Origin of the sequence: Streptomyces sp. NPDC058877 (assembly GCF_042742855.1) — a bacterium.
In the GTDB taxonomy this organism is placed as follows: Bacteria; Actinomycetota; Actinomycetes; order Streptomycetales; family Streptomycetaceae; genus Streptomyces.
Genome location: NZ_JBHYMF010000058.1, coordinates 1 through 22,429, shown reverse-complemented (window position 1 = coordinate 22,429; position 22,429 = coordinate 1). Strand labels below are relative to the sequence as shown.

At 73.9% G+C, this 22,429-nt stretch carries 18 protein-coding genes, 1 tRNA gene and 2 pseudogenes; 19 read left to right on the top strand and 2 right to left on the bottom strand.

The genetic code is table 11. From position 1 onward, the window contains the following. Window positions 1–370: pseudogene (locus ACFW2Y_RS16090) on the top strand (hypothetical protein); the annotation flags it as partial. Window positions 371–382: 12 nt separating this feature from the next. Here ACFW2Y_RS16090 and ACFW2Y_RS16085 read toward each other — a convergent pair. Further along, complete coding sequence (locus ACFW2Y_RS16085) at window positions 383–1,474, bottom strand: Gfo/Idh/MocA family oxidoreductase (RefSeq protein ID WP_384878699.1); 1,092 nt, start codon at window positions 1,472–1,474, stop codon at window positions 383–385. Between the two features lie 150 nt (window positions 1,475–1,624). Here ACFW2Y_RS16085 and ACFW2Y_RS16080 point away from each other — a divergent pair, with 150 nt between their 5' ends. The 13 genes from ACFW2Y_RS16080 to ACFW2Y_RS16020 all read left to right on the top strand — a co-directional run bounded on the left by ACFW2Y_RS16080 (window position 1,625) and on the right by ACFW2Y_RS16020 (window position 14,156). Further along, entirely contained in the window at window positions 1,625–2,716 is a 1,092-nt protein-coding gene (locus ACFW2Y_RS16080; RefSeq protein ID WP_384878697.1) for an ROK family protein, read from the top strand. A gap of 125 nt (window positions 2,717–2,841) precedes the next feature. After that, window positions 2,842–3,711: a hypothetical protein gene (locus ACFW2Y_RS16075; RefSeq protein WP_384878694.1), complete on the top strand. Its 870-nt coding sequence runs from the start codon at window positions 2,842–2,844 to the stop codon at window positions 3,709–3,711. A 50-nt stretch (window positions 3,712–3,761) separates the two neighbouring features. Continuing rightward, entirely contained in the window at window positions 3,762–4,520 is a 759-nt protein-coding gene (locus tag ACFW2Y_RS16070; RefSeq protein ID WP_384878692.1) for a GntR family transcriptional regulator, read from the top strand. A gap of 133 nt (window positions 4,521–4,653) precedes the next feature. Further along, window positions 4,654–5,787 carry a TIGR03364 family FAD-dependent oxidoreductase gene (locus ACFW2Y_RS16065; protein ID WP_384878689.1) on the top strand — a complete coding sequence of 378 codons (1,134 nt, stop codon included), beginning with the start codon at window positions 4,654–4,656 and terminating at the stop codon, window positions 5,785–5,787. Further along, window positions 5,784–6,470 carry a phosphonatase-like hydrolase gene (locus ACFW2Y_RS16060; protein WP_384878686.1) on the top strand — a complete coding sequence of 229 codons (687 nt, stop codon included), beginning with the start codon at window positions 5,784–5,786 and terminating at the stop codon, window positions 6,468–6,470. The genes ACFW2Y_RS16065 and ACFW2Y_RS16060 overlap by 4 nt, the downstream gene beginning before the upstream one ends. After that, entirely contained in the window at window positions 6,467–7,519 is a 1,053-nt protein-coding gene (locus tag ACFW2Y_RS16055; RefSeq protein WP_384878683.1) for an ABC transporter ATP-binding protein, read from the top strand. The genes ACFW2Y_RS16060 and ACFW2Y_RS16055 overlap by 4 nt, the downstream gene beginning before the upstream one ends. Continuing rightward, complete coding sequence (locus ACFW2Y_RS16050) at window positions 7,512–8,432, top strand: 2-aminoethylphosphonate ABC transporter permease subunit (protein ID WP_384878681.1); 921 nt, start codon at window positions 7,512–7,514, stop codon at window positions 8,430–8,432. The genes ACFW2Y_RS16055 and ACFW2Y_RS16050 overlap by 8 nt, the downstream gene beginning before the upstream one ends. After that, window positions 8,419–9,237, top strand: a complete 819-nt coding sequence (locus ACFW2Y_RS16045) for an ABC transporter permease (RefSeq protein WP_384878679.1) — start codon at window positions 8,419–8,421, stop codon at window positions 9,235–9,237. Before ACFW2Y_RS16050 ends, ACFW2Y_RS16045 begins: the two co-directional genes overlap by 14 nt. A gap of 14 nt (window positions 9,238–9,251) precedes the next feature. Beyond that, window positions 9,252–10,307, top strand: a complete 1,056-nt coding sequence (locus ACFW2Y_RS16040) for a 2-aminoethylphosphonate ABC transporter substrate-binding protein (protein WP_384878677.1) — start codon at window positions 9,252–9,254, stop codon at window positions 10,305–10,307. A gap of 122 nt (window positions 10,308–10,429) precedes the next feature. Next, window positions 10,430–11,968, top strand: coding sequence for an alkaline phosphatase family protein (locus ACFW2Y_RS16035; protein ID WP_384878674.1), 1,539 nt, complete (start codon window positions 10,430–10,432; stop codon window positions 11,966–11,968). Between the two features lie 79 nt (window positions 11,969–12,047). Further along, on the top strand, window positions 12,048–12,827 hold the full coding sequence (locus ACFW2Y_RS16030) for an HAD-IIA family hydrolase (protein ID WP_384878671.1): 780 nt from the start codon (window positions 12,048–12,050) through the stop codon (window positions 12,825–12,827). A 73-nt stretch (window positions 12,828–12,900) separates the two neighbouring features. After that, entirely contained in the window at window positions 12,901–13,494 is a 594-nt protein-coding gene (locus tag ACFW2Y_RS16025; RefSeq protein WP_384878668.1) for a hypothetical protein, read from the top strand. Between the two features lie 2 nt (window positions 13,495–13,496). Beyond that, window positions 13,497–14,156 carry a class F sortase gene (locus tag ACFW2Y_RS16020; protein WP_384878665.1) on the top strand — a complete coding sequence of 220 codons (660 nt, stop codon included), beginning with the start codon at window positions 13,497–13,499 and terminating at the stop codon, window positions 14,154–14,156. Window positions 14,157–14,586: 430 nt separating this feature from the next. Here ACFW2Y_RS16020 and ACFW2Y_RS16015 read toward each other — a convergent pair. Next, window positions 14,587–14,660: transfer RNA gene (locus ACFW2Y_RS16015), tRNA-Lys, on the bottom strand. Window positions 14,661–14,843: 183 nt separating this feature from the next. Here ACFW2Y_RS16015 and ACFW2Y_RS16010 point away from each other — a divergent pair. From ACFW2Y_RS16010 to ACFW2Y_RS15990, 5 genes and pseudogenes are all read left to right on the top strand, one after another. After that, the gene (locus ACFW2Y_RS16010) at window positions 14,844–16,367 is read left to right on the top strand and encodes a peptidoglycan-binding protein (protein WP_384878663.1); all 1,524 of its coding nucleotides are present in this window, start codon (window positions 14,844–14,846) and stop codon (window positions 16,365–16,367) included. 901 nt (window positions 16,368–17,268) lie between these two features. Further along, window positions 17,269–18,657, top strand: a complete 1,389-nt coding sequence (locus ACFW2Y_RS16005) for an SPFH domain-containing protein (RefSeq protein ID WP_384878747.1) — start codon at window positions 17,269–17,271, stop codon at window positions 18,655–18,657. A gap of 20 nt (window positions 18,658–18,677) precedes the next feature. Continuing rightward, window positions 18,678–18,758 (top strand): annotated as a pseudogene (locus ACFW2Y_RS16000) (lytic polysaccharide monooxygenase); the annotation flags it as partial. 51 nt (window positions 18,759–18,809) lie between these two features. Further along, window positions 18,810–20,516 (top strand): AMP-binding protein, encoded by a 1,707-nt coding sequence (locus ACFW2Y_RS15995; RefSeq protein WP_384878660.1) that lies wholly within the window; start codon window positions 18,810–18,812, stop codon window positions 20,514–20,516. Window positions 20,517–20,680: 164 nt separating this feature from the next. Next, the gene (locus tag ACFW2Y_RS15990) at window positions 20,681–22,264 is read left to right on the top strand and encodes a hypothetical protein (protein ID WP_384878658.1); all 1,584 of its coding nucleotides are present in this window, start codon (window positions 20,681–20,683) and stop codon (window positions 22,262–22,264) included. The last annotated feature ends 165 nt before the right edge of the window (window positions 22,265–22,429 follow it).

Genomic DNA, 22,429 nt, shown 5'->3' with positions numbered 1-22,429 from the left:
GCCGACCCCGACGGATCCGACGCCGACTCCCACGGATCCGACGCCGACCCCGACCGATCCGACACCGACCCCCACGCCCACTGACCACACCAGTGGAGGCTGGACGACCGGTGGGTCGGGCAGCGGCGGCTGGACCAGTGGTGGTGGTGACTCGGGCGGCTACGGGGACAGCGGCGGATACGGCGACTCGGGTGGCTACGGAGACGACGGTGGTTACGGCGGCTCGGGCGGCAACCACGGACCCCAGGGCTCGCTCTCCGAGACCGGCGCCGGCACCGGGAAGGTCGTCATGGGCGTCACCGCGGTCGCCCTCGCCCTCGGCGGTGGGGCGCTGGTGATGGTCAGTCGGCGGCGTCGCCGTTCCGTCTGATCGGGGCGCCGGTCACGGGGTGACCACGCGGCCCTCGCGGGCCGACCGTCGTGCCGCCTCCAGGACGTCGAGTGCGGCGGCGGCCTCGTGCGCGGTGACCGGGTTCTCACCGGTGCCGCGTACGGCGGCGGCGACGGCCGCGTAGTACGCCGGGTAGTCGCCGGGCAGTGACTGCACCGGCGTGCCGCCGCCGCTCAGCGGGGACTCCCCGGCCCCGAGCCGGCCCCACAGCTCCGCGGGCTCCGTGCCCCAGGTCGCACCGGGGCCGGGGAGCCGTCCCTCGCGCAGGGCTGCCTCCTGGGGGTCGAGCCCGTACTTCACGAAGCCGGCGTGCTGTCCGAGCACCCGGAAGCGGGGGCCGAGTTGGGCGGTGGTGGCGCTCACGTACAGGTGGGAGCGCACCCCGTTCGCGTGGGTGAGCGCGAAGAAGGTGTCGTCGTCGGCCTCGGCGCCCGGTCGGCGCACGTCCGACTCGGCGTACACCGACACCACCGGGCCGAAGAGGACGAGGGCCTGGTCGACGACGTGGCTGCCCAGGTCGTACAGCAGTCCGCCGATCTCCTCGGGTGCGCCGGACTCGCGCCACCCGCCCTTCGGCTTCGGTCGCCACCGCTCGAAGCGGGACTCGAAGCGCTGGATCCGGCCGAGCGCGCCCTCGTCGAGGAGACGGCGGAGGGTCAGGAAGTCGCCGTCCCAGCGGCGGTTCTGGAAGACCGAGAGCAGCAGGCCGCGTTCCTCCGCGAGGGCGGCGAGCGTGCGGGCCTCGGCTGCGGTCGCGGCGAGCGGCTTGTCCACGACGACCGGCAGGCCTGCCTCCAGGGCGGCCGTGGCGACGGCGACGTGCGTCTTGTTGGGGGAGGCGACGACGACCAGGTCCAGCTCCTCGGCCCCGCCCCGCTCCCACAGCTCCGCCGGGCGGGCGACGACCCGGACGCCCGGGTGGGCCGAGCGGGCCGCAGCGGCCCGCTCGGGGTTCCCGGTGGTGACGGCGGTGAGGACGAGGTCTTCGGAGGCGGCGATCAGCGGGGCGTGGAAGACGGAGCCCGCGAGGCCGTAGCCGACGAGTCCGACGCGGAGCGGGGGGCGGGGGTCGGTGCCAGTCATGCCGGCCACTTAAGCAACGTGGTTGCCAAAGTGCAAGCGGCAGCGAGAATGGGGACCTGAGGGCGGTTGGCGCGGGGGTGGCCCCGGCGCGGACGGACCCGCCCGTGAGCGGACCGGCGAGAAGGCGGACCGGGGGAGAGGGAGGAACCGGTGGAAGCGGAGGAGCGCGCATCGGCGGCGCGCGGTCACAGTGCGGCGCTCGTGCTCGACCTGCTGCGCACGGCGGGCGAGACGGGGATCAGTCGACTGGAGCTGGCCGGGCGGACCGGGCTCACCCCCCAGGCCATCAGCAAGGTCACCGCGCGGCTCCGGTCCGGGGGCCTCGCCGTGGAAGCCGGCCACAGGGCCTCCACCGGCGGCAAGCCCCGCACGGTCCTGCGGCTGGTGCCCTCCGCCGGGTATGCCGTCGGGGTCCACCTCGACCGCGACGAACTCACGACCCTCCTGGCCGACCTCGCGGGCACGGTCCTGGCGCTGCGCCGGCGCCCCGCGGACCTGGGTGCGGGGGCGAAACGCGTGCTGGACGCGGTGGTGGAGGAGGTGCGGGCGCTGCTCGCCGGGGCCCCGGCCGGTGCGACCGTCCTCGGGGTCGGGGTCGCCATGCCCGGGCCGCTGGACCACCGGGCCGGGGTGCCGGGCCGGGTGACGGGCTTTCCCGAGTGGGCCGGGCGGCCCGTGCGGGACGAACTGGTGGCGCGCCTGGGGCTGCCCGTCGTCCTCGACAAGGACACCCATGCCGCTGCCCTCGCCCTCGCCCTGCGCCCCGCCGCGCCCGACTCCTTCGCCTACCTCCACCTGGGGACCGGGCTCGGTGCCGGTCTCGTCCTCGGCGGCGCGCCGCTGCGCGGGGACAGGGGAGGGGCCGGCGAGCTGGGCCATCAGACCGTGCAGCTCGACGGGCCGCCGTGCGGCTGCGGAGGGCGAGGCTGTCTTGAGGTGCTCTGCCTGGCGGCGGTCGCCCGCGGCGAACTCGCCGAGGCGGCGAGGATCCTGGGCACGGGGGCGGCGAACCTCGTCCGGCTGCTCGACGTCGACCGGGTGGTGCTGGGCGGACGGACCGTGCTCACCGCGCCGGAGGTGTTCGTGGGGGGCGTGCGGGAGGTGCTCGCCGGCCTCGGCCTGGCGGTTCCGGTGGGGTGTGCGGTGGAGCGGGACCTGGTGGCGGAGGGTGCGGCGTGGCTGAGGACGGCGCCGGTGTTCGGGAGGGAAGTGCGCTCCGATCGTCCGATCATCGGAAAGTAGTCTGATCGGGCGGAAGATGCGGTCCCTCCGGGGGTGTTCCCGGTGTCGCTGCCCCGCCCGCCGTCCCCCGCGTGGCAGCGTCGCCGTCGTCCCCACGACCGCGAGCGACAAAGGCAGACCCGCCCATGGCAACCGTCTCCCGGCGCCTCAGCGGCGTCCGCGCCGCCACCCTGGTCGCCGCCGCGGCGACCCCCTTCGCGGTCGTCGCCCCGGATTCCGCGGCGGCCCCCCACGCCACGGCTTCCCCGGTCGCCGCCCCGGCCCCCCGGTGCGGCACCCCCACCGGCGGGGGCTTCCCGCTGGACACCCGGCTGCGCGGCGGCCCGCCCGACTACCGGGCCGGAGGGCCCCTCCAGGACTGGAAGCTGGACCTCACCAACACCACCGACGCGCCCTGTTCCGGCGTCCACCCGGTGCTCGTCCTCACCGACCGCGACCGGGCCCTGCGCCCGGAGCAGATCCGCTTTGAGTTCTACGACGAGGGCGCCGCGCGCTGGCGCCCGGTGGCCTTCGAGGCGACCGAGGAGGCCGAGAACGTGGGTGCGTTCACCGGCTTCGGGGGCTTCGCGGTGCCCGCGGGCCGCACCCTCACCGTTCCCGTGCGCCTGGCCTTCGGGCCGGAGACGACGCCCGATGAGGTCGTGGTCAACGCGGCGGTGGTGCAGCGCCGCGGCGACGACGGGGACTGGGTGGGAGAGTCCGGTGACTACCGTCTGACCGTCGGCCCCGCCGACCCCGACCGGCCCGAGGCGCCCACGGCACCTGACACACCCGGAAGGCCGCAGCCCTCGGCGCCGCCCGGCCGCCCGGCCGACCCGTCGGCCCCCGCCGCGGCGCGCCCGGAGGACGCCGGCGCCGCGGTGCCGCTTCCCGAACTGGCCCGCACCGGAAGGAAGTCGGAAGCACACCTGCACGTCACGGTCCCGCTCGCCGCCGGCCTGGTCCTGCTCGGCGCCGTGCTCCTCCGGGTCGCGCGGCGCCCCCGGCGCCGCTGAGCCGTGCTCCGCACCCCTTCCCGTTCATCCCCGTCTGCGACCATCCCCGGGTGAACTACCAGAACACCCCCGGCGCCCCCGTCCGCTCCGGCGTCCCCGAGCACGGCCGCGTGCCCAAGTACTACGCCGTCAAGGCGAAGCTCGCACTCCTCGTGGACGAGCTGGGGGAGGGCGGGGCGCTGCCCACGGAGCGGGACCTGGCCGTCCGGTACGAAGTGTCCCGGGAGACCGTCCGGCAGGCCCTGCGCGAACTCCTCCTGGAGGGGCGGGTGCGCCGTCGGGGCCGCGGCACGGTCGTCGCCGGCCCCAAACTGGAGCAGCCCCTCTCGCTCGCCAGCTACACGGAAGGGGTGCGTCGGCAGGGGAGGCGCCCCGGCCGCAGCCTGATCTCGCTCGACCGTTTCCCCTGCCCGGAGGCGCTCGCCCCCGAGGTCGGCGCCGAACGGGGCGAGCCCGTCTGGCACATGGAGCGCGTGCTGCTCGCCGATGACGAGCGGGTCGGCCTGGAGAGCACGTACGTCTCCGAGGCCCGTGCCCCGCGACTGGACGTCGACTTCGATCCGGACTCCTCCTTCTACGCCTACCTCCACGACCGGCTCGGGATCTCCTTCGGCGGTGCCGACGAACGCATCGAGACCGTCCTCGCGACCCCGCGCGAGGCCCTGCTCATCGGCACCCCGCCCGCCCTGCCGATGCTGCTGCTCCACCGCGCCTCGCGGGACGCCGCCGGGCGGCCCCTGGAGCGGGTGCGCACCCTCTACCGGGGCGACCGGTTCAGCTTCACCACCCACCTGGGCCCGCAGGACTGATCGGGCCGGCCGGTCACCCGGGGGTGATTGGTCACGAGAAGGTAACGGGTCTGGTCCAAGCTTGTCGGTCCGTTCACCGTTCCGTCGACCGCCGGATCCGTCCGGTCCACCCGCCGCCACGACCGTTTCGGCCATGAAGGTGATCGTCGTAGGAGCCGGCGTGGTGGGCACCATGCACGCCTGGCACGCAGTGGAACGCGGCCACGAGGTCGTGCACATCGAGCGCGAGGCCGAGGCGCGCGGAGCGTCCCTCCGCAACTTCGGCCAGATCTGGGTGAGCGGCCGGGCCGGCGGGGAGGAGCTCGACACCGCCCTCCGCGCCCGCGAACTCTGGGAGGACATCGGCGCCCGCGTCCCCGGGCTCGGCTTCCGGGCCATCGGCTCCCTCACCCCCGTGCGGAACGCGCTCGAACGCGCCGTCGCCGAGGCCGCCGCGGCCCGTCCCGACGCCACCGCCCGCGGCTACCGGCTGCTGACGGCCGACGAGGCGCGCACGATCAACCCCGCCCTGCGCGGGGACTTCGAGGCCGCCCTGTGGTGCGAGCGGGACGCCGCCGTCGAGCCGCGCACCGCCCAACTCGCGCTCCGCGAGGCCCTCCTCGCCACCGGCCGCTACACCTTCCTGCCCGACCGCGAAGTCCGTGACGTGGCCGCCCGGGGGACCGGGGGCCGCACCGTCCGCGACGACCGCGGCGAGACCCACACCGGCGACGCCGTCGTCCTGTGCACCGGAGCCTGGCTCTCCGGCCTCGTCCGCGAGGTCGCCGGCGAGCTGCCCGTCCGCCGGGTCCGGCTCCAGATGATGCAGACCGAACCCCTCGGCGAGCCGCTCACCACCTCCGTCGCCGACGCCGACTCCTTCCGCTACTACCCGGCGTACGCCTCGTCCGCCCTCGACGCCCTCGACGAGGGCCAGGCACAGGACCCGACCGCCGCCGCCCACAAGATGCAGCTGCTCATGGTGCAGCGGCTCGACGGCGGACTGACCATCGGCGACACCCATGAGTACGAGCACCCCTTCGCCTTCGACACCCTCGAAGACCCCTATGAGCACCTCGGCCGGGTCGTGGAGTCCCTCCTGGGCCGCCCGATGCCGAAGGTCCGACGCCGCTGGGCCGGGGTGTACGCGCAGTGCGTCGACACCGGCCGGGTCGTGCACCGCCAGCGGGTCGACGACGGGATCTGGCTGGTGACCGGGCCCGGCGGGCGCGGCATGACCTGCTCGCCCGCCATCGCCGAAACGACCGCCAACGAACTGGGCTGGTGAACACCGTGCAGAAGTCGAACCTGATCGTCCTCGACATGGCCGGCACGACCGTCGCCGACGGCGGCCTCGTCGAAGAGGCCTTCACGGCCGCCGCCGAACGCCTCGGGGAAGACCCCGCCACGATGATCGACTACGTCCGCGCCACCATGGGCGAGTCCAAGATCTCCGTCTTCCGCCACCTCTTCGGCGGTGACGAGACCCGTGCCGGACGGGCCAACACCGCCTTCGAGGAGGCGTACGGCGAACGGGTCGCCGCCGGCCTCATCGCCCCGGTCCCCGGCGCCGCCGAAGCGATCGCCGCCCTCCGCGACCAGGGCCGGACGGTGGTCCTCACCACCGGCTTCGCCCGGACCACCCAGGACGCCATCCTCGACGCCCTCGGCTGGCGCGACCTGGTCGAGCTGACCCTCTGCCCCGCGGACGCGGGCGGCCGGGGACGCCCGTACCCCGACATGGTCCTCGCCGCCCTCCTCCGCACCGGGGCCGTGGACGACGTCCGCCGGGTCGTGGTCGCCGGAGACACCTCGTACGACATGCTCAGCGGGGTCCGCTCGGGCGCCGGGATCGTCGCCGGCGTCCTCACCGGCGCGCACGGCGAAGCCGCGCTGAAGGAGCACGGCGCCACCCACGTCCTCGCCTCGGTCGCGGAACTGCCCGGTCTGATACGGGAGTACGAGGCGTGACCAGCGGCATCCGCTTCGACGGCGTCACCGTCGCCTACGGAAACACCACCGTCCTCGACTCCCTCGACCTGACCGTCGAGCCCGGCGAGGTCATGGCCCTCCTCGGCCCCTCCGGCTCCGGCAAGACGACCGCGCTGCGGGCCGTCGCCGGCTTCGTCCGGCCCGTTTCCGGGCGGGTGTTCATCGGCGACCGCGACGTCACCGCGCTCCCCCCGTACAAACGCGGCATCGGCATGGTCGTCCAGCAGTACGCCCTCTTCCCCCACCTGCGGGTGGAGGCCAACGTCGCCTTCGGCCTGAAGGCCCAGAAGGTCCCCAAGGACGAGATCCCGGGGCGGGTCGCCGAAGCCCTGGAGATGACCGGCATGGCGGCCTACGCCCGCCGCCACCCCCGCGAGCTCTCCGGCGGCCAGCAGCAGCGCGTCGCCATCGCCCGCGCCCTCGCCATCCGCCCCGAGGTCCTCCTCCTCGACGAGCCGCTGTCGGCCCTCGACGCCCAGTTGCGCTCCGGAATGCTCGCCGAGCTGGCCCGGCTCCACCGAGAGCTGCCGGACGTGTCGATCCTCTACGTCACCCACGACCAGGTCGAGGCACTGACCCTCGCCGATCGGATCGCCGTCATGGACCGGGCCAGGCTCCAGGACTGCGGCACCCCGCACGACCTGTACCGCAGGCCGCGCACCGCGTTCACGGCCTCGTTCGTGGGCAACGCCAATCTGTTGCCGGTGCGGGTCGGCGTCGACGGCGCCGTCTTCGCGGGCACCGAACTGAAGGTCCCGCCCTCCGGCGCCGCCCCCGGTTCGGCCGCCACCCTCTGCCTCCGTCCGCACCTCGTCGGCCTGGGCGAGGGCCCGAATCCGCTGCGGGGGCGGATCGTCGAGGTCCAGTGGCGCGGTTCCACCCACCGCCTGTACGTCGAGGTGGGCGGGCACCGGGTGAAGGCGGACGTGCGGGAGCTGAGGGAGCCCCCGGCCCTCGGCAGCGAGGTGACACTGCACTTCGCCCCGGAGGACGCGGTCCTGTTGGCCGCGGGGGTGCACGATGGCTAGCCCGGTGCGGGGCCCCGCCGCAGCGCCCCCGGCACCGGGGGCCGCGTCCGCCCCTTCCGTCCCCGGAGCACCTCCCGCACGGGGGCCGGGGGAGGGGCGTGCCACGGTCACCGGCGGGGTTCCCCCCTGGACGTGGGCACTGCCGCCCGTCGCCGTCCTCGCGCTCGTCTTCCTCTATCCCCTCGCCCTCGTCGTCCGGGAGTCCCTCACCCCCGGTGCGTACACCGAGGTCTTCGCCTCCGCGGCGTTCCGCGAGGCGCTCGTCACCACCGTGTGGCTGGCCGTCGCCTCCACCGCGGGCTGCCTCGTGCTCGGCCTCGTCCTCGCGCTCATCGTCGCGTTCGTGCCCTTCCCCGGCGGGAAGGCGGTGTCGAAGTCCATCGACGTCTTCCTCTCCTTCCCGTCCTTCCTGATCACGCTCGCCCTGCTCTTCCTCTACGGCACGGTCGGCATGGCCAACGGGATCTGGACGGACCTCACCGGCGACCAGACCGGCCCCTTCTACTTCCTCAACACCCCGTGGGGCGTCCTGCTCGCCGAGATCACCTACTTCACCCCGTTCGTGATGCGCCCGCTCCTGGCCGCCTTCTCACAGATGGAGACCGCCCAACTGGAGGTGGCGTCCTCGCTCGGCGCCCGGCCGCTGCGGATCGTCCGGCAGGTGATCCTGCCGGAGGCGCTGCCCGCGCTCGCCGCCGGCGGCAGCCTCGTCCTCGTCCTGTGCCTCAACGAGTTCGGGATCGTCCTCTTCACCGGCGCCAAGGGCGTCACCACCCTCCCGATGCTCGTCTACGGCAAGGCGATCCTCGAATCCGACTACGCCGCCGCCTGTGTGGTCGCCGTCGTCAACGTCGCCCTCTCGGTCGGCCTCTACGTCCTCTACCGGGGGGTGAGCCGTCGTGCTGGTGCATAGCCGCACGGGCCGGTGGGCGACATGGGCCCTGGGCGCCGTGCTCTTCGTCCCGCTGTTCGCCCTGCCCCTCCTCGTCGTCCTCACCGCCTCGTTCGCCACCCACTGGTCCGGCGCCTTCCCCTCCGGACCCACCGCCGCCCATTACGCGGCGGCCGTCCGCGGCGAGTCCCTCCAGGCACTCACCACCAGCCTGGCCACCGCCGTCACCGCGAGCCTGATCGCGCTGACCATCGGCACCTGGGCGGCGCTCGCCGCATCCGCCCTCCGGAAGGGGGCGAGAGGCCCCGCAAGGCTCCTGGGCAGGCTCCTCGACACCCTGTTCGTCCTGCCGGTCGCCGTGCCGTCCGTGGTCGTGGGCCTCGCCGTCCTGGTCGCCTTCTCCCAGCCGCCCGTGCTCCTCAACGGCACCCGCTGGATCGTGATCCTCGCGCACACCGTGCTCGTCACCGCGTTCGCCCACCAGTCGGTCTCGGCCGCGATCCTGCGCCTCGACCCGGCGTACGAGCAGGCGGCGGCCGGTCTCGGCGCCCGCCCCTCCCGCGTCCTGCTCCGGGTGAGGCTCCCGCTGCTGCTGCCGTCCCTGAACGCCGCCGCGGGACTCTGCTTCGCCCTGTCCATGGGCGAGTTGAGCGCCACGATGATGCTCTACCCGCCGGACTGGACCCCGCTGCCGGTGCTCATCTTCACCTCCACCGACCGCGGTTCCCTGTTCACCGGCTCGGCGCTCGCGGTGGTCCTCATGACCGCGACGCTGTTCGTTCTGCTGCTCGTCTCCCGCATCCGCACCAAAGCCCCGTACCGCTAGGAGAGAACGACGTCATGCTTAACCACGCCAAGCCGATCGCCGCCGTCATCGGCGCCCTCGCCCTCACCGCCACCCTCACGGCCTGTGGCTCCTCCGCCGCCTCCGACGAGAAGGCCGTCACCGTCTACAGCGCCGACGGCCTCAAGGGAGAGGCGGGGGACGGCTGGTACGACAAGGTCTTCGCCGACTTCGAGAAGCAGACCGGCATCAAGGTCAAGTACGTCGAGGGCGGTTCCGGCGAGATGGTGCAGCGCGCCCTCCGGGAGAAGAGCAACACCCAGGCCGACGTCCTGGTCACCCTGCCCCCCTTCATCCAGCAGGCCGACTCCAAGGGCCTGCTCCAGGAGTACCGGCCGAAGGGCTCCGACCGGGTGAACGGCGGCGACAAGTCCGGCGACGGCACCTGGACCTCCGTCGTCAACAACTACTTCGGCTTCGTCCACAACAAGAAGGAGCTGCCCACCCCGCCGAAGACCTGGGAGGAACTGCTCGACGCGAAGTACCGGGACCGGCTCCAGTACTCCACCCCCGGCGTCGCCGGTGACGGCACGGCCGTCCTCATCAAGGCGATGCACGACTTCGGCGGCCAGCAGCCGGCGATGGAGTACCTGAAGAAGCTCCAGGCCAACAACGTCGGACCGTCCTCCTCCACCTCCAAGCTCGCCCCCAAGGTGGACAAGGGCGAGCTCCTCGTCGCCAACGGTGACGTCCAGATGAACTTCGCCCAGGCCCGGTCCATGCCGAACCTCGGCATCTGGTTCCCCGCCAAGGACGGCGGCGAGCCCACCACCTTCGCCCTCCCGTACGCGGCCGGCCTGGTGGACGGGGCCCCGCACACCGAGAACGGCAAGAAGCTCCTCGACTTCATGTTGAGCGAGGGGGCCCAGCGCGAGGTCAGCGCGATCGGCGGCGGCTTCCCGGCCCGCACGGACGTCAAGGCCACCGACGCCAACGCCATCGAACTGGCCGCCCTGATGGAGGGCGTCGAGGTCTTCGAACCGAACTGGGCCGACATCGACGAGAACCTCGCCGTCCTTGTCGACGCATGGAAGTCCGCGACCGGAAGCTAAGAGTTCACCGAGCACCCCTGGAACGCCCTCGAACATCGCGGAAAGATAACGGGTACGGACCAACGCCCCTGAGGAATCGTGGGCGTTGCCGTGCCCAGACCCCTTCGACGGAGGACTCCGACATGCCGATCACCGGCATCTCCCGCCGCGCCGTGCTCGCCGCCGCCGGTGCCACCGCAGCAGCCGCCGCCACCGGGCTCGCCGCCCCCGCCGCCCTGGCGGCGCCCGCCGTCCCGACGCTCCCCGACGGCACCAGCACGGACAAGGTGCTCGTCGTCGGGATGGACGGCCTGCGCCACGACCGGATCGACGCCGCCAAGGCCCCCACCCTCAAGTCCCTGATGGCGAACGGCACCTACGGCCGCTCCCTGCTCTACGCCAACCCGATGGCCGCGACCTCCTCCGGCCCCGGCTGGTCGACGATCTCCACCGGCGTCTGGCCCGACAAGCACGGCGTCAAGGACAACAGCTTCAGCGGCAAGAACTACGGCCAGTACCCCGGCTTCCTCGCCCGCCTGCGCCAGGTCCGCCCCGAGCTCTCGCTCTTCGCCGCCGTCGACTGGCCCGAGCTCGACACCCACGGCACCGTCACCCCCGGCGCCGACGCCACACTGGTCTACGACAACGACTACGCGGTCAACGACGGACTGATCACCGACATCACCGAGGACGTCCTCCGCCACCAGAACCCCGACGTCCTCTTCGTCTACTTCGGCGAGACCGACGAGATCGGCCACAACCACGGCGCCGGCAGCCGGAAGTACCTGGACGCCATCGACGTCCAGGACGGCTACCTGGGCCGGCTCCTCGCCGCCGTCCGGGCCCGGCCCACGTATGCCGCGGAGCGCTGGACGGTCATCGTCGCCACCGACCACGGCCACACCGACGCCGGCGGCCACGGCGGCTCCAGCATCGAGGAGCGGCGCACCTTCGTCCTCGCCCAGGGGCCCGGCATCACCGCCGGCGCCCGCCCCATCGACACCCGGCTCGTCGACGTCGCCGCCACCGTCTTCCACCAGCTCGGCATCGACCCCGACCCGTCCTGGGGCCTCGACGGGAAGCCGATCCAGCAGCGCTCCGACGACCCCTTCGACGGTCTCTACGGAACGCTGACGGGCCGCGTCGACGAGACCGGAATCCCCGCCGGGATCCTCGGCTTCACCCACACCCCGCCCAGCGGCTGGTCCGTCATCAACAACGCCATGGGCACCGGTGGGGTGACCGAGTGGCGCGGCTGGTCCTTCGCCACCGACGAGTTCTGGTCCCGCACCCAGCGCGACCAGTCCCGCGAGCTCAACGTCCGGGCCCGGGGCGTCTTCGCCGTCGCCGACTCCGACGAATGGGCGGACAAGAGCTTCTCCGGCAGCTACGACTCCACCCTGGTCACGCCCGCGTACGACGTCTCCGGCGCGGCCTCGGTGACGCTCGACTTCACCACCTTCTACCGGCAGGAGGGGCGCCAGACCGCCCGGGTCCTCGCGAGCTTCAACGGCGGCACCCCCGGCCTCGTCAAGAGCTACACCGCGGACGTCGTCTCCCGCCCCCAGTCCCTCGCGGTCGCCGTCCCGCCCGGCGCCTCCCACGTCAGCTTCCGCTTCCACTACACCGGCGCCAACAACTGGTACTGGACCATCGACGGGGTCGAGATCAGCACATCCTGACTACGCTGGGGGCGTCGCCACAGCGCTGTCGCGGCGCCCCCAGCACACCGCACGTTTGCACGGCAGGAGTCCCGCACCCATGGCAGAGCGCAAGCCGATCGAATCCTGGCTCACCGACATGGACGGCGTCCTCATCCACGAGGGCGTGCCGATCCCCGGCGCCGACGCGTTCATCAAGAAGCTGCGGGAGACCGGGAAGCCGTTCCTGGTCCTCACCAACAACTCGATCTACACCGCCCGCGACCTGCACGCCCGCCTCGCGCGGATGGGCCTCGAAGTCCCCGTCGAGAACATCTGGACCTCGGCCCTCGCCACCGCCAAGTTCCTCGACGACCAGCGCCCCGGCGGCACCGCGTACGTCATCGGCGAGGCCGGCCTCACCACCGCGCTGCACGACATCGGTTACGTCCTCACCGACCACGACCCGGACTACGTGGTGCTCGGCGAGACCCGCACCTACTCCTTCGAGGCGATGACCAAGGCCGTCCGCCTGATCAATGCCGGTGCCCGCTTCATCTGCACCAACCCCGACGAGACCGGCCCGTCCCTGGAGGGGCCGCTCCCGGCCACCGGTTCCGTCGCCGCGCTCATCACCAAGGCCACCGGCAAGGAGCCCTACTTCGCCGGCAAGCCGAACCCGCTCATGATGCGCACCGGCCTCAACGCGATCGGCGCCCACTCCGAGTCCAGCGCGATGATCGGCGACCGGATGGACACCGACATCCTGGCCGGCCTGGAAGCGGGCATGCAGACCTTCCTGGTCCTGACCGGACTGACGACGCAGGCGGAGATCGACCGCTTCCCGTTCCGCCCGTCGAAGATCGTCAAGTCGATCGCGGACATCGTCGACCGGGTGTGAGGGGCTCCCGCCCCGCTCCTGCGGATGCGAATCGCGTCGATCCGGGTGACCCTGCCAGTATCAGGAGGTCACGATGCGTTCAGGTCCCATTGCTCTCCGTGCCGCAGGGGCGGCCCTGGTGCTCGTGCTGGCACCCGCGGTCGGCGGTGCGCACGCCCACGACGGGGTGAAGGCCACTGCCACCCCGTCCACCGCCGCTCCCGGCGTGGACGTCGACGTCCACGTCCAGGGCTGCGGGGGCACGACCGGCGTCGCCACCTCCCCGGCGTTCGTCGCCGATGCGGAACTCACCGGCCGGGACGGCGCCGGCGCCCCGCTGGTCGGCGACACCACCCTCAGGTCAGGGCTCGAAGACGGGACGTACGAGGTGGGCGTGGACTGCGACGGCCACCGGCACCCGACCGCCGGGACCGTCCGGGTCCGGCACCACCAGGAGCCCACCCGCCCTCCGACCCCGGTGGCCCCCGTCCGTGCCGGCGGGGGAGGGGCCGCCGCCTTCGCGGCGCCGGCCGCCCCCGGTGTCGCCCAGACCACCAGCGAGAGCGGCCTCGGCACCCCGTACACCCTCCTCGGCCTCGGGATGGCCGCGGTCGCCGCCGTTGCGGTCGCCCTCCGCAGCGCCCGCCGCAGCGGCTCCGGCCCCGGTACGGGTACCGGCACGGACTGACCGTGGCGGGCGCGAGCCGGCCGGTCGTCGGCGTGGCCTGGACGGCCCTGGCGCTCGGGCTCTGGCTCTGGGGGCGCGAGGCCACCGAGGGGCCCGGGAGCAGCCCCGCGCCGACCACCGGGGACATCGCCGCTGTCGGTCGTCCGCTCGGCGCCGCACTGCCCCCGGCCCACGAGCCGATCGCACCCGCCGCACCGCGCCGGGTGGAGCTCCCTTCCCTCGGCATCTCCGCACCCGTCGTGGCGCGCGGCCTGGACGACGCGGGCGCCATCGACCCGCCGCCCTACGAGATGCCCCGCACGGTGGGCTGGTTCGGTTCGGGCACTCGGCCCGGCGCCGCGGGGGCGGCGCTCCTCGTCGGCCACGTCGACACCGAGACCCGCCCGGCCGTCTTCCACGACCTGGGTGCGGCGCGCCCGGGTGCGAAGGTCAGGGTCACCCGGACGGACGGCACGGTCGCCGAATTCACCGTCGACGACGTCCGGGTCCTCCCCCGCGACCGCTTCGACCCGGCCAAGGCCTACGGGCCCCACGTCCCCCACCGCGCCGAACTCCGTCTGATCACCTGCGGCGGAGCCTTCGACCGCGCGACGGGCAGGTACGCGGCGAACGTGGTGGTGTCGGCGTACCTGACGGGAACGGGTGTGGCGCCGAGCGCCTGAAGGGCTTCCGGCCCCCGTCGTGGAAGGCGCCGGCCGCACCGGGGGAACGGACGGTCGAGCAGGAGGGGCGGTGGGGCGGGAGGGGGCGTGCCGGGACCGGGTCCCGGTCGGCGGGGCGCGTCCCGGGTTGCCGCCGACCGGGCCGGTCCTCGACCGCGGGGCCCTCGGGCTGCGGGAGGAGCCCGGTGCCGCCACGGGAGGTCGGGATTCCGCCCACTGTAGGGGGCCGGTGCGTCGGGGCCCAGGGGGTGTCCGACGACATGTGCTCCGCCTCCCCGTGCGGCGGGCCCCCGGGACGGCCCGGGGGAACCTCCCCGACCGGGCTCGGCGCGGGGCCGCGGCAACTGTCCAGCCGTGCACGGAGGTTCGACTCCGCTCCGCAGAAAGATCAAGGCCCCCTCGCCGATGGCGAGGGGGCCTTGACTCTGCGTGCGCCGCCAGGGACTCGAACCCCGGACCCGCTGATTAAGAGTCAGCTGCTCTAACCAACTGAGCTAGCGGCGCCTGCTGACAGAGATAACTCTACCTGACGCGAAGGTGTGCTCCTGACCAATATCGATCGCCCTCGGCCTGTCGGATGGTCGTATCAGTACTTCAATCCGTCAAAATGCGATTTGTCCAGACAGTTGAGACACTGGCGCCCGAAACGAGGGCCAAAAGATCTTGACGAGTGTGGAGGGGAATCGCATGAGCGTGCCGATCTTCGAGGAGTTCGAACCCGCGGCCGACTGCGGCTGCCCGGGCTGTGCCCAGCAGCGGCGCGGTCTCGCACTGGGCCTGCCGGTTCGGGCGGGCGGCCATCCGGCGGCGCACGGCGCCCGCCGTGCGCTGGTCCTGGTCACGGCGGCGGGCGTGGTGCTGGGAGGGGGTGGAGCCGGAACGGCCGCGGCCCTCGCCCTCCCGGTCGGCCCGTTCACTCCGGTAGACGCGCCGGGCGGAGCGATGGGCGCGGCTCCGGGGGAAACCGCCGCGGACCCGACGGGAACGCTCCTCCCGGATGCGGACACCCCGGCAGCCGATCCTCCGGACCTCCACGATCCGTCGGCCGTCCCGCCCGCGGATCCCGCGGAGCCCGCAGACCCCGCCGAGCCGAGCACTTCCCGCGCCGCCGCCCAACCCGACCCCGACACCCCGCAGGGCGGGCGGGAGCCGCTGCACGGCGCGCCGGGTCCCGGCCCCGACCCGCTGCCGACCGCCACTCCGACGACCAGTCAGATCACCACGGAAACCCTGCGCACGACGACCCGGGCGGAGATCGTCAACCGGGCCAAGAAGTGGGTCGCCGCCCAGGTCCCGTACTCCATGGAGAAGTACTGGTCGGACGGGTACCGCCAGGACTGCTCGGGCTACATCTCCATGGCCTGGAACCTGCGGAGCAACGAGTGGACCGGCAGCCTCGACCGCTTCGCCGTACGGATCGACCGCTCCGAGCTCCAGCCCGGAGACATCCTGCTCTTCCACAACCCGGCCAACCCGACCCGGGGCTCCCACGTCACGCTCTTCGGCGGCTGGACCGACTACACCCACACCTCCTACATCGCCTACGAGCAGACGAAGCCGCGCACGCGGAAGCAGGCGACGCCGATGGCGTACTGGGAGAACTCCGCCAAGTACGTGGCCTACCGCTACCTGGGCGTGGTGAGCGGCGGCAGCACGGGCAGCGGGGCGGAGTCCACGGAGACGACGCCCTACCCCGGGGCGGCGAAGTTCGGCCCCGGCGCCAACAACGCCTACGTCACCCAACTCGGGAGGCTCCTCGTCGAGCGCGGCGGCAAGCGGTTCTACAGCCAGGGCCCCGGTCCGCACTGGGGCGAGGCGGACCGTCGGGCGACCCAGGCCTTCCAGCTCGCGCAGGGCTGGAAGGGCAAGGAGGCGGACGGTGTTCCCGGGCCGCACACCTGGCGGCTCCTGGTGAGCGGCAGCGGCAAGGACATCGGCGGTTCGAGTGGTTCGAGCGGTTCGAGCGCGAATGCGACGGGGTTTCCCGGGCGTGGCTACTTCCGTCCGGGCCAATCCAACGCATATGTGGAGAAGCTGGGCAAACAACTGGTGAAGCGGGGCTTCGGCAAGCACTACCTGTCGGGACCCGGTCCGCGCTGGACGGAGGCGGACCGCCGCAACGTCGAGGCGTTCCAGCGGGCACAGGGCTGGCGCGGCGGAGCGGCCGACGGCTACCCGGGCCCGGAGACCTGGCGGCGTTTGTTCCGATGACCCCGAGAGCATGAGGTGGACCCGAATGACGGCATCGACCCCGAACCCCCCGGACTCCGGCGCGGCGGCCTCGCGCGACGCGGCCCGCACGGCCAGACGGCTGACGGACGGCACCCTTCCCCGCACGTCCCCGCCGGACCCGGGCCAAGGACGTCCCCCGAAGCCCGCCGCACAGGAGCCGGGCCCGGAACACGCGACCCCGCACGGGACCCCCTCCGCTCCGTCGAGCCCGGTGGCCCCGGCCACGACGGGGTCCGTGCCGAGTGCAACGCGGACGCCTCCCGCGGAGTCCGCGCCGGGGGCGCCGGAGCAGCCCCCGGCCGAACCGCCGTCCGCCGAGGGGCCGGCCGGTCCCTCGGCCGGGGCCCCCAACGGCAGGGCACCGGCCGCCTCCCCGGCGACGCCCCCGGTGGGCCCCGCACCCGTCGTGCGGGTGGTGCCGATCGAGCCCTCTCCCTCTCCTTCTCCCTCTCCTTCTCCTGCTCCTGCCGCGGCGGTGGACCCCGCTCCGGCGTCGGACCCCACGACCGGGACCGATGCCGGTGGGGCGGGAAGGGGCGGTGCCGGTGGGGCGCGAGGCGTGGACGCCGTTGCCGCCGGTGGGCCGGTGCCCCCCGCAGCCCCCGCCGCGGCGGACGTCCGTCCGGACCGGCCGATCCAGCCTTCCGGGTCGGAGTCCGGCCGTGGCTCCGGTTCCGCTCCCTCCTCGACGGGGGCCGTTCGAGACCCGGGCCCCGCGCCCCTCGTTCCGCACGCCGATCGCCCTGCCGGGGTCGCCCCGCGCGACACGACCGCTCCGGCGCCTCCGGTGGGTGCCGCACCGTCCGGTCCCACGGGGCCGGTCCGGTCCGGCGCACTGGACTTCGGGCGGATCGGCGGGGCGGGGGTGGGGGCCGTGGCGATGCCCGTCGCGGCCGTGGTGCGGGTCGCCCGTCGGAAGAACGTGATCGGGGCCGAGACCACCGGGGCCATCCCGGTGCACCTGCTCTTCCGCGACGAGCCGGAGCCCGTGGCCCCGGTCCCGGAGGAGGACGACGGGGGGCCCGACACCCTTGCGATGGCCCCGCCCACTCCGCCCGGGGCGGGGCGCAAGCCCGCCATCCCGGGTCCGTCGAAGGTACAGGCCCCGGCGAAGCCCGATTCCGGGGCGGCTCCCGGATCCCGTGCCCGGCCGGAGGCGGAAGCCTCCACGGAGGCCCGGTCCGCACAGCCGAAGGTCCGGCCCCAGCCCCAACCACAGCCCAAGGCCCAGCCCAAGGCCCAGCTCAAACCCCAACCCCAACCCCAGCCGCTGTCCAAGGGGCAGTCCAAGGGGCAGTCCGCTCCGGCCGGGCCCCGGGCGCAGCGGTCCTCCACCTCCGCCGCCCGTCCCGCCCCCACCGCCGACCCCGCCCTCGTCGAGCGGCCCGGACCGGTGCTCCCGGGGTGGGTCGGGGTCGTCGGCGGGGCGCTGTCGCTCGTCGGGTGCGCGGCGGTCGTGTGGTGGACCGGTGCGCTGCCCGCCGAGGCGGCCCGGATGCTGCGGCTACCGGTACGCCCCTACGAGGGCGTCCACCTCGGCCAGTGGGCCCTCCTCGCCCTCGGTGTGCTGCTCACCCTGTTTTCGTTGGGGGGCCTCGGGCGCGGTCGCGTGGGTCATGCGCTGGTGCTGACGCTGTTCGGTGACTACCGCGGCACGGTCCGCCGCACGGGCCTGCTGTGGGTCAGCCCGCTGCTGCTCCGCCGCCGGGTGGACGTCAGGCTGCGGCACTGGCGCAGCGAGCCGCTGTCGGCGGTGGACGCGAAGGGCACCGCGCTGGACGTCGTGGTGCTGGTGGTGTGGCGGGTGCGCGACACGGTGCGGGCCGCGCTCGGCGTGGACGGGCACGAGGAGTACCTGCGCGAACAGGTGGAGGCGGCGATGGCGAGGGTGCTCTCCCAGCTCCCCGCGGACGCCTTCCACGAGGACGCGCCGACGCTGCGGGACGCGGAGGCGGTGGGGGAGGCCCTGACGGGGATGCTGTCGGCGGAGTGCGCTCCGGTCGGCGTGGACGTCTTCTCGGCGCAGCCGACGCGCATCGAGTACGCGCCGGAGGTGGCCGCGGCGATGCGGCGGCGTCGGATCGCGGCGATCGACGCTAAGCACCGGGACAGCGTGCTGACCTCGGTGGTGGACGCGGTGGACGACGTGGTCCACCGGCTGACCAGTCGTGGTCTGGTGGAGCTGGACGACTACGAGCGCAAGGCCCTGGTGAAGGACCTGACGGTGGCGTTCTACACGGGCAGGACGGCGCCCACCGAGGGGGCCTGAGGGGGATGGACAGGCCCGATGGCCGTCCATTGATCCTGGCGGTGTGGACGATCGCGGACACCGCGAACGCCTTCCACGCCTGCTCGGACGTCAGGTTCTGACGGTCGGCACGACGGTTCATTTCTGATGACGCGTCAGTTACAGTCCGGCCCATGAGGAGCGCGGACACCGTCGCGGAGCTCGTGGGGCGCCAATGGGGCGACCACCGGATCGGCCTGAGGGACGAGCACCACGCCCTCACCCACCACCAGGTCGCCGCGGGTGCCGCCGCGCGGGCCGCGCTGCTCGTGGACCTGATGCCACCCCTGTCGGGGCGCGAGCCGCACCTCGGCGTCCTGCTCGACAACACGCCGGAGTACCCGCTCTGGCTCAGCGCGGCGGCCCTCGCGGGGGCCGCCGTCGCCGGGATCAACCCCACCCGGCGCGGTCCGGAACTCGCCCGGGACATCCAGCACACCGCATGTCGGATCCTGGTCACCCAGCGCGCCCACCTGCCCCTCCTCGACGGTCTGCCGTTGCCGGGCCTGCGCATCCTGGTCACGGACACCGACGCCTACCGCGACCTCCTCGCCCCCTACGGGAACGCCCGTCCGGGCGATGCCGCCCTCGGCCCCGTGCGCCCCGACAGCCTCCTCCTGCTCTCCTTCACCTCCGGTTCGACGGGGGCGCCCAAGGCCGCCCTGTGCAGCCAGGGGCGGCTGGCGGCCGCCGGATCCTCGCTCGTCTCCCACTTCGGGATCGGACGGAACGACGTCCACTACGTCTGCATGCCGATGTTCCACGGCAACGCCGTGATCGCCGACTGGGCACCCGCGCTCGCCGCCGGGGCCGGGGTCGCGCTGCGGGCCCGCTTCTCGGCCTCCCGGTTCCTTCCCGACGTGCGCCGCTTCGGCGCCACCTACTTCACCTACGTCGGCCGGGCCGTGCAGTACCTGCTCGCCACCCCGCCGGGGCCGGACGACCGGGCGCACCCCCTGCGACTCGGCTTCGGCACGGAAGCGGGGGCGGTGGACGCGGCCCGCTTCGAGGAACGCTTCGGGGTCCCCCTCGTGGAGGGGTACGGCTCCTCCGAGGGGGGCGCGGCGGTCCAACGGACCCCGGACACCCCCGCGGGGGCGATCGGCAGGGCAGCGCCGGGAGACGACCTGGCGGTGGTCGACCCCGACACCGGAGAGGAGTGCGTCCCCGCCCGCTTCTCACCCGCCGGCCGGCTCCTCAACACCGCCGAGGCGGTCGGCGAACTGGTCAACCGGGGGCGCTCGTCCTTCGAGGGCTACTGGCGCAACCCGGAGGCCGAGGCGGCCCGGCTGCGCCGCGGGCCCTCCCGGGCCGAAGGCCCCGGGCGGGACTGGTACTGGACGGGTGACCTCTTCTACCGGGACGCCGACGGCTTCCTCTACTTCGCCGGCCGCACGGACGACCGGCTGCGGGTCGACAGCGAGAACCTGGCCGCAGCCGTGATCGAGAACCTCCTCGCCCGCTGGGACCGGGTGGCCGGGGCGGCGGTGTACGCGGTCCCGGACCCGGTGGCGGGGGACCAGGTCATGGCGGCGCTGGCGCTCCACGGGGACGCGCCCTTCGACCCCGGAGCCTTCGCCGACTTCCTCGCCGCGCAAGCGGACCTGGGGACGAAGATGCCGCCGCGCTTCATCAGGGTCGTGCGGGAGCTGCCCCTCACGGCGACGAACAAGATCCACCGGGTGGCCCTCCGCCGGGCCTCCTTCCTCTGCCCCGACCCGGTCTGGTGGCGCCCCGCCCCCACGGCCCCGTACGAGCTCCTCACCCCCGAGGCGACGGAGACCCTCCTGGAGCAGTACGCCCGCCACGCCCGCTCCCCCTCCCAGGAGCAGCGCGGCTGACGCCTTCCCCGCCCGCGCCCCTTCCCGTACGGTTCCCCATCGGGCCCGCTCACCGGGGGGAGGGAGCCGTGTCCTGCGCGCGGCCCGCCGCCCCGCGCGGCGGACGGGGCCGTGCACCACCACTTCTCCGGCACACCGGTCGCGACCTCGGGGGACGAGAACACATGCGCACGCCTGAACAGATCTGGTCGGACGCCGACCTCCCCGCCCGCCGGCTCGCCGGGCTGGCCCTCAACTCGTCCGTGCCGGACGAGGTCCTCCTGCGACTGCTCTCCGAGGCCCCGCTCGCCGCCCGGATGGTGCTGTGCCGGGACCGGGACCTGCCCGATGCCGTCGTCGACGCGGTGGTCGAGCACCCCGACCCCCGCACCCGCAGCTTCTTCGCCTGCAACCCCCATGTCGATCCGGCCCGGCGCGTCCGGCTGCTGGACGATCCCGAGTGGCTCGTCCGCGTCAACCTCGCCGCCGGGCCCCGGGTGGAGTTCCCCGACCGGCCCGAGCCCCTGCCCGACGAGGCCGTCGTCCACATGATCAGCACCTATGACAACGAGAGCCTCGGCGCCTTCTCCCACCAGCAGGTCTCCACCGGGCTGCGCCGGGCGATGCCCACCCATCCGGTCGCGAAGGTCCGCCGGTGGGGGGTCAACAGCTGGTCGTCACTGTCCGCGGACGTACGGGCCGCACTGCTCGCGGATCCCGATGACGGGGTCCGGGAGTCGGCGCGGCACCATCTGCTCTCCCAGGATCCGGCGTGGGTGGAGAGCGAGCTCCCCGACCGCCCGTGCCACGGCCGCACCCACATGCTGCTCTACTACGCCCTCAGCAGGGCGGTGGTGGACGACGTCCTGACCAGGCCCCTCGACGAGGGGGACAAGGAGTTGCTGGCCGCCAACCCCACCCTCCCTCCCGACGTGGTGGTCCTCCTGGCCGCCGACCCGGTTCCGCGGGTACGTGCCGTGATCGCACGGCGCGCGGACCTCGGAGCCGACCAGCGCCGCGCACTCGTCGCCGATCCGGATCCGGAGGTGCGCGCGGAGGTCGCCCACCACGCGGACCTGGGGCCGGCCGAGCGCCGCGCACTCATGGTGGACCCCCATCCGGACGTCCGGCTGGCCGTGTCCCTCCACCCCGCACTGAGCGAGGAGGAACGGGCCCGGATCGACTACCGGGTCCCCGGGGAACACCGCTTCGAGCACTCCTTCGTGCTGGAGGTGCCCCGGGACCCCGAGGCCGTCCGCCGAGACGCACTGTCCCGTCACCCCCTGCTGCGCCGGCGTGCGGCCGAGGACCACCGGCTGCCACCGGACCTCGTCGCGCGACTGGCCTCCGACGACGACCTCGGCGTACGGGTCCTGCTGGCCCAGAACCATCCGGACGCCCCCGCGGCACTCCTCCTGCGCAGCTTCCTCGAGTACACCGGCCCCGAGCGCGATCGCCTCGCCACCCGACCGAACTTCCCGACCGAGGGGCTGGCCGCCTTCGCCGACCACCGGGACCCCGAGGTCCGGGCCCTGGCCGCACGCGATCCGGAAACCGGTCCGGCGGTCCTGGAGCGGCTCACCCGGGACCCGCAGCCCGCTGTGCGGGCTGCGGCGACGCGCCACCCGAAGCTTCCGCAGCCCCGGCTGGCGGCACTCCTCGACGACGAGGAGCTGGCCCACGCTGCGGCTGCGAATCCGGCGTTGGACGCGGACGTGATCGGCCGGTTGTTGGACGCGGGCGGCCGGTGGACGAGGCCGCCGGCGTAGCGGAAGCGCCGGTTGCCCCGGCGCCCGTCCCCTACGAGGAGCGGGTGCCGGAGCACCGCCGCGACGGGCGGCGGGCGCTCGCACCGGAACACGAAGAAGCCCCCCGCTCACGCGAGGGGCTTCTTCCGTCTGTGCGCCGCCAGGGACTCGAACCCCGGACCCGCT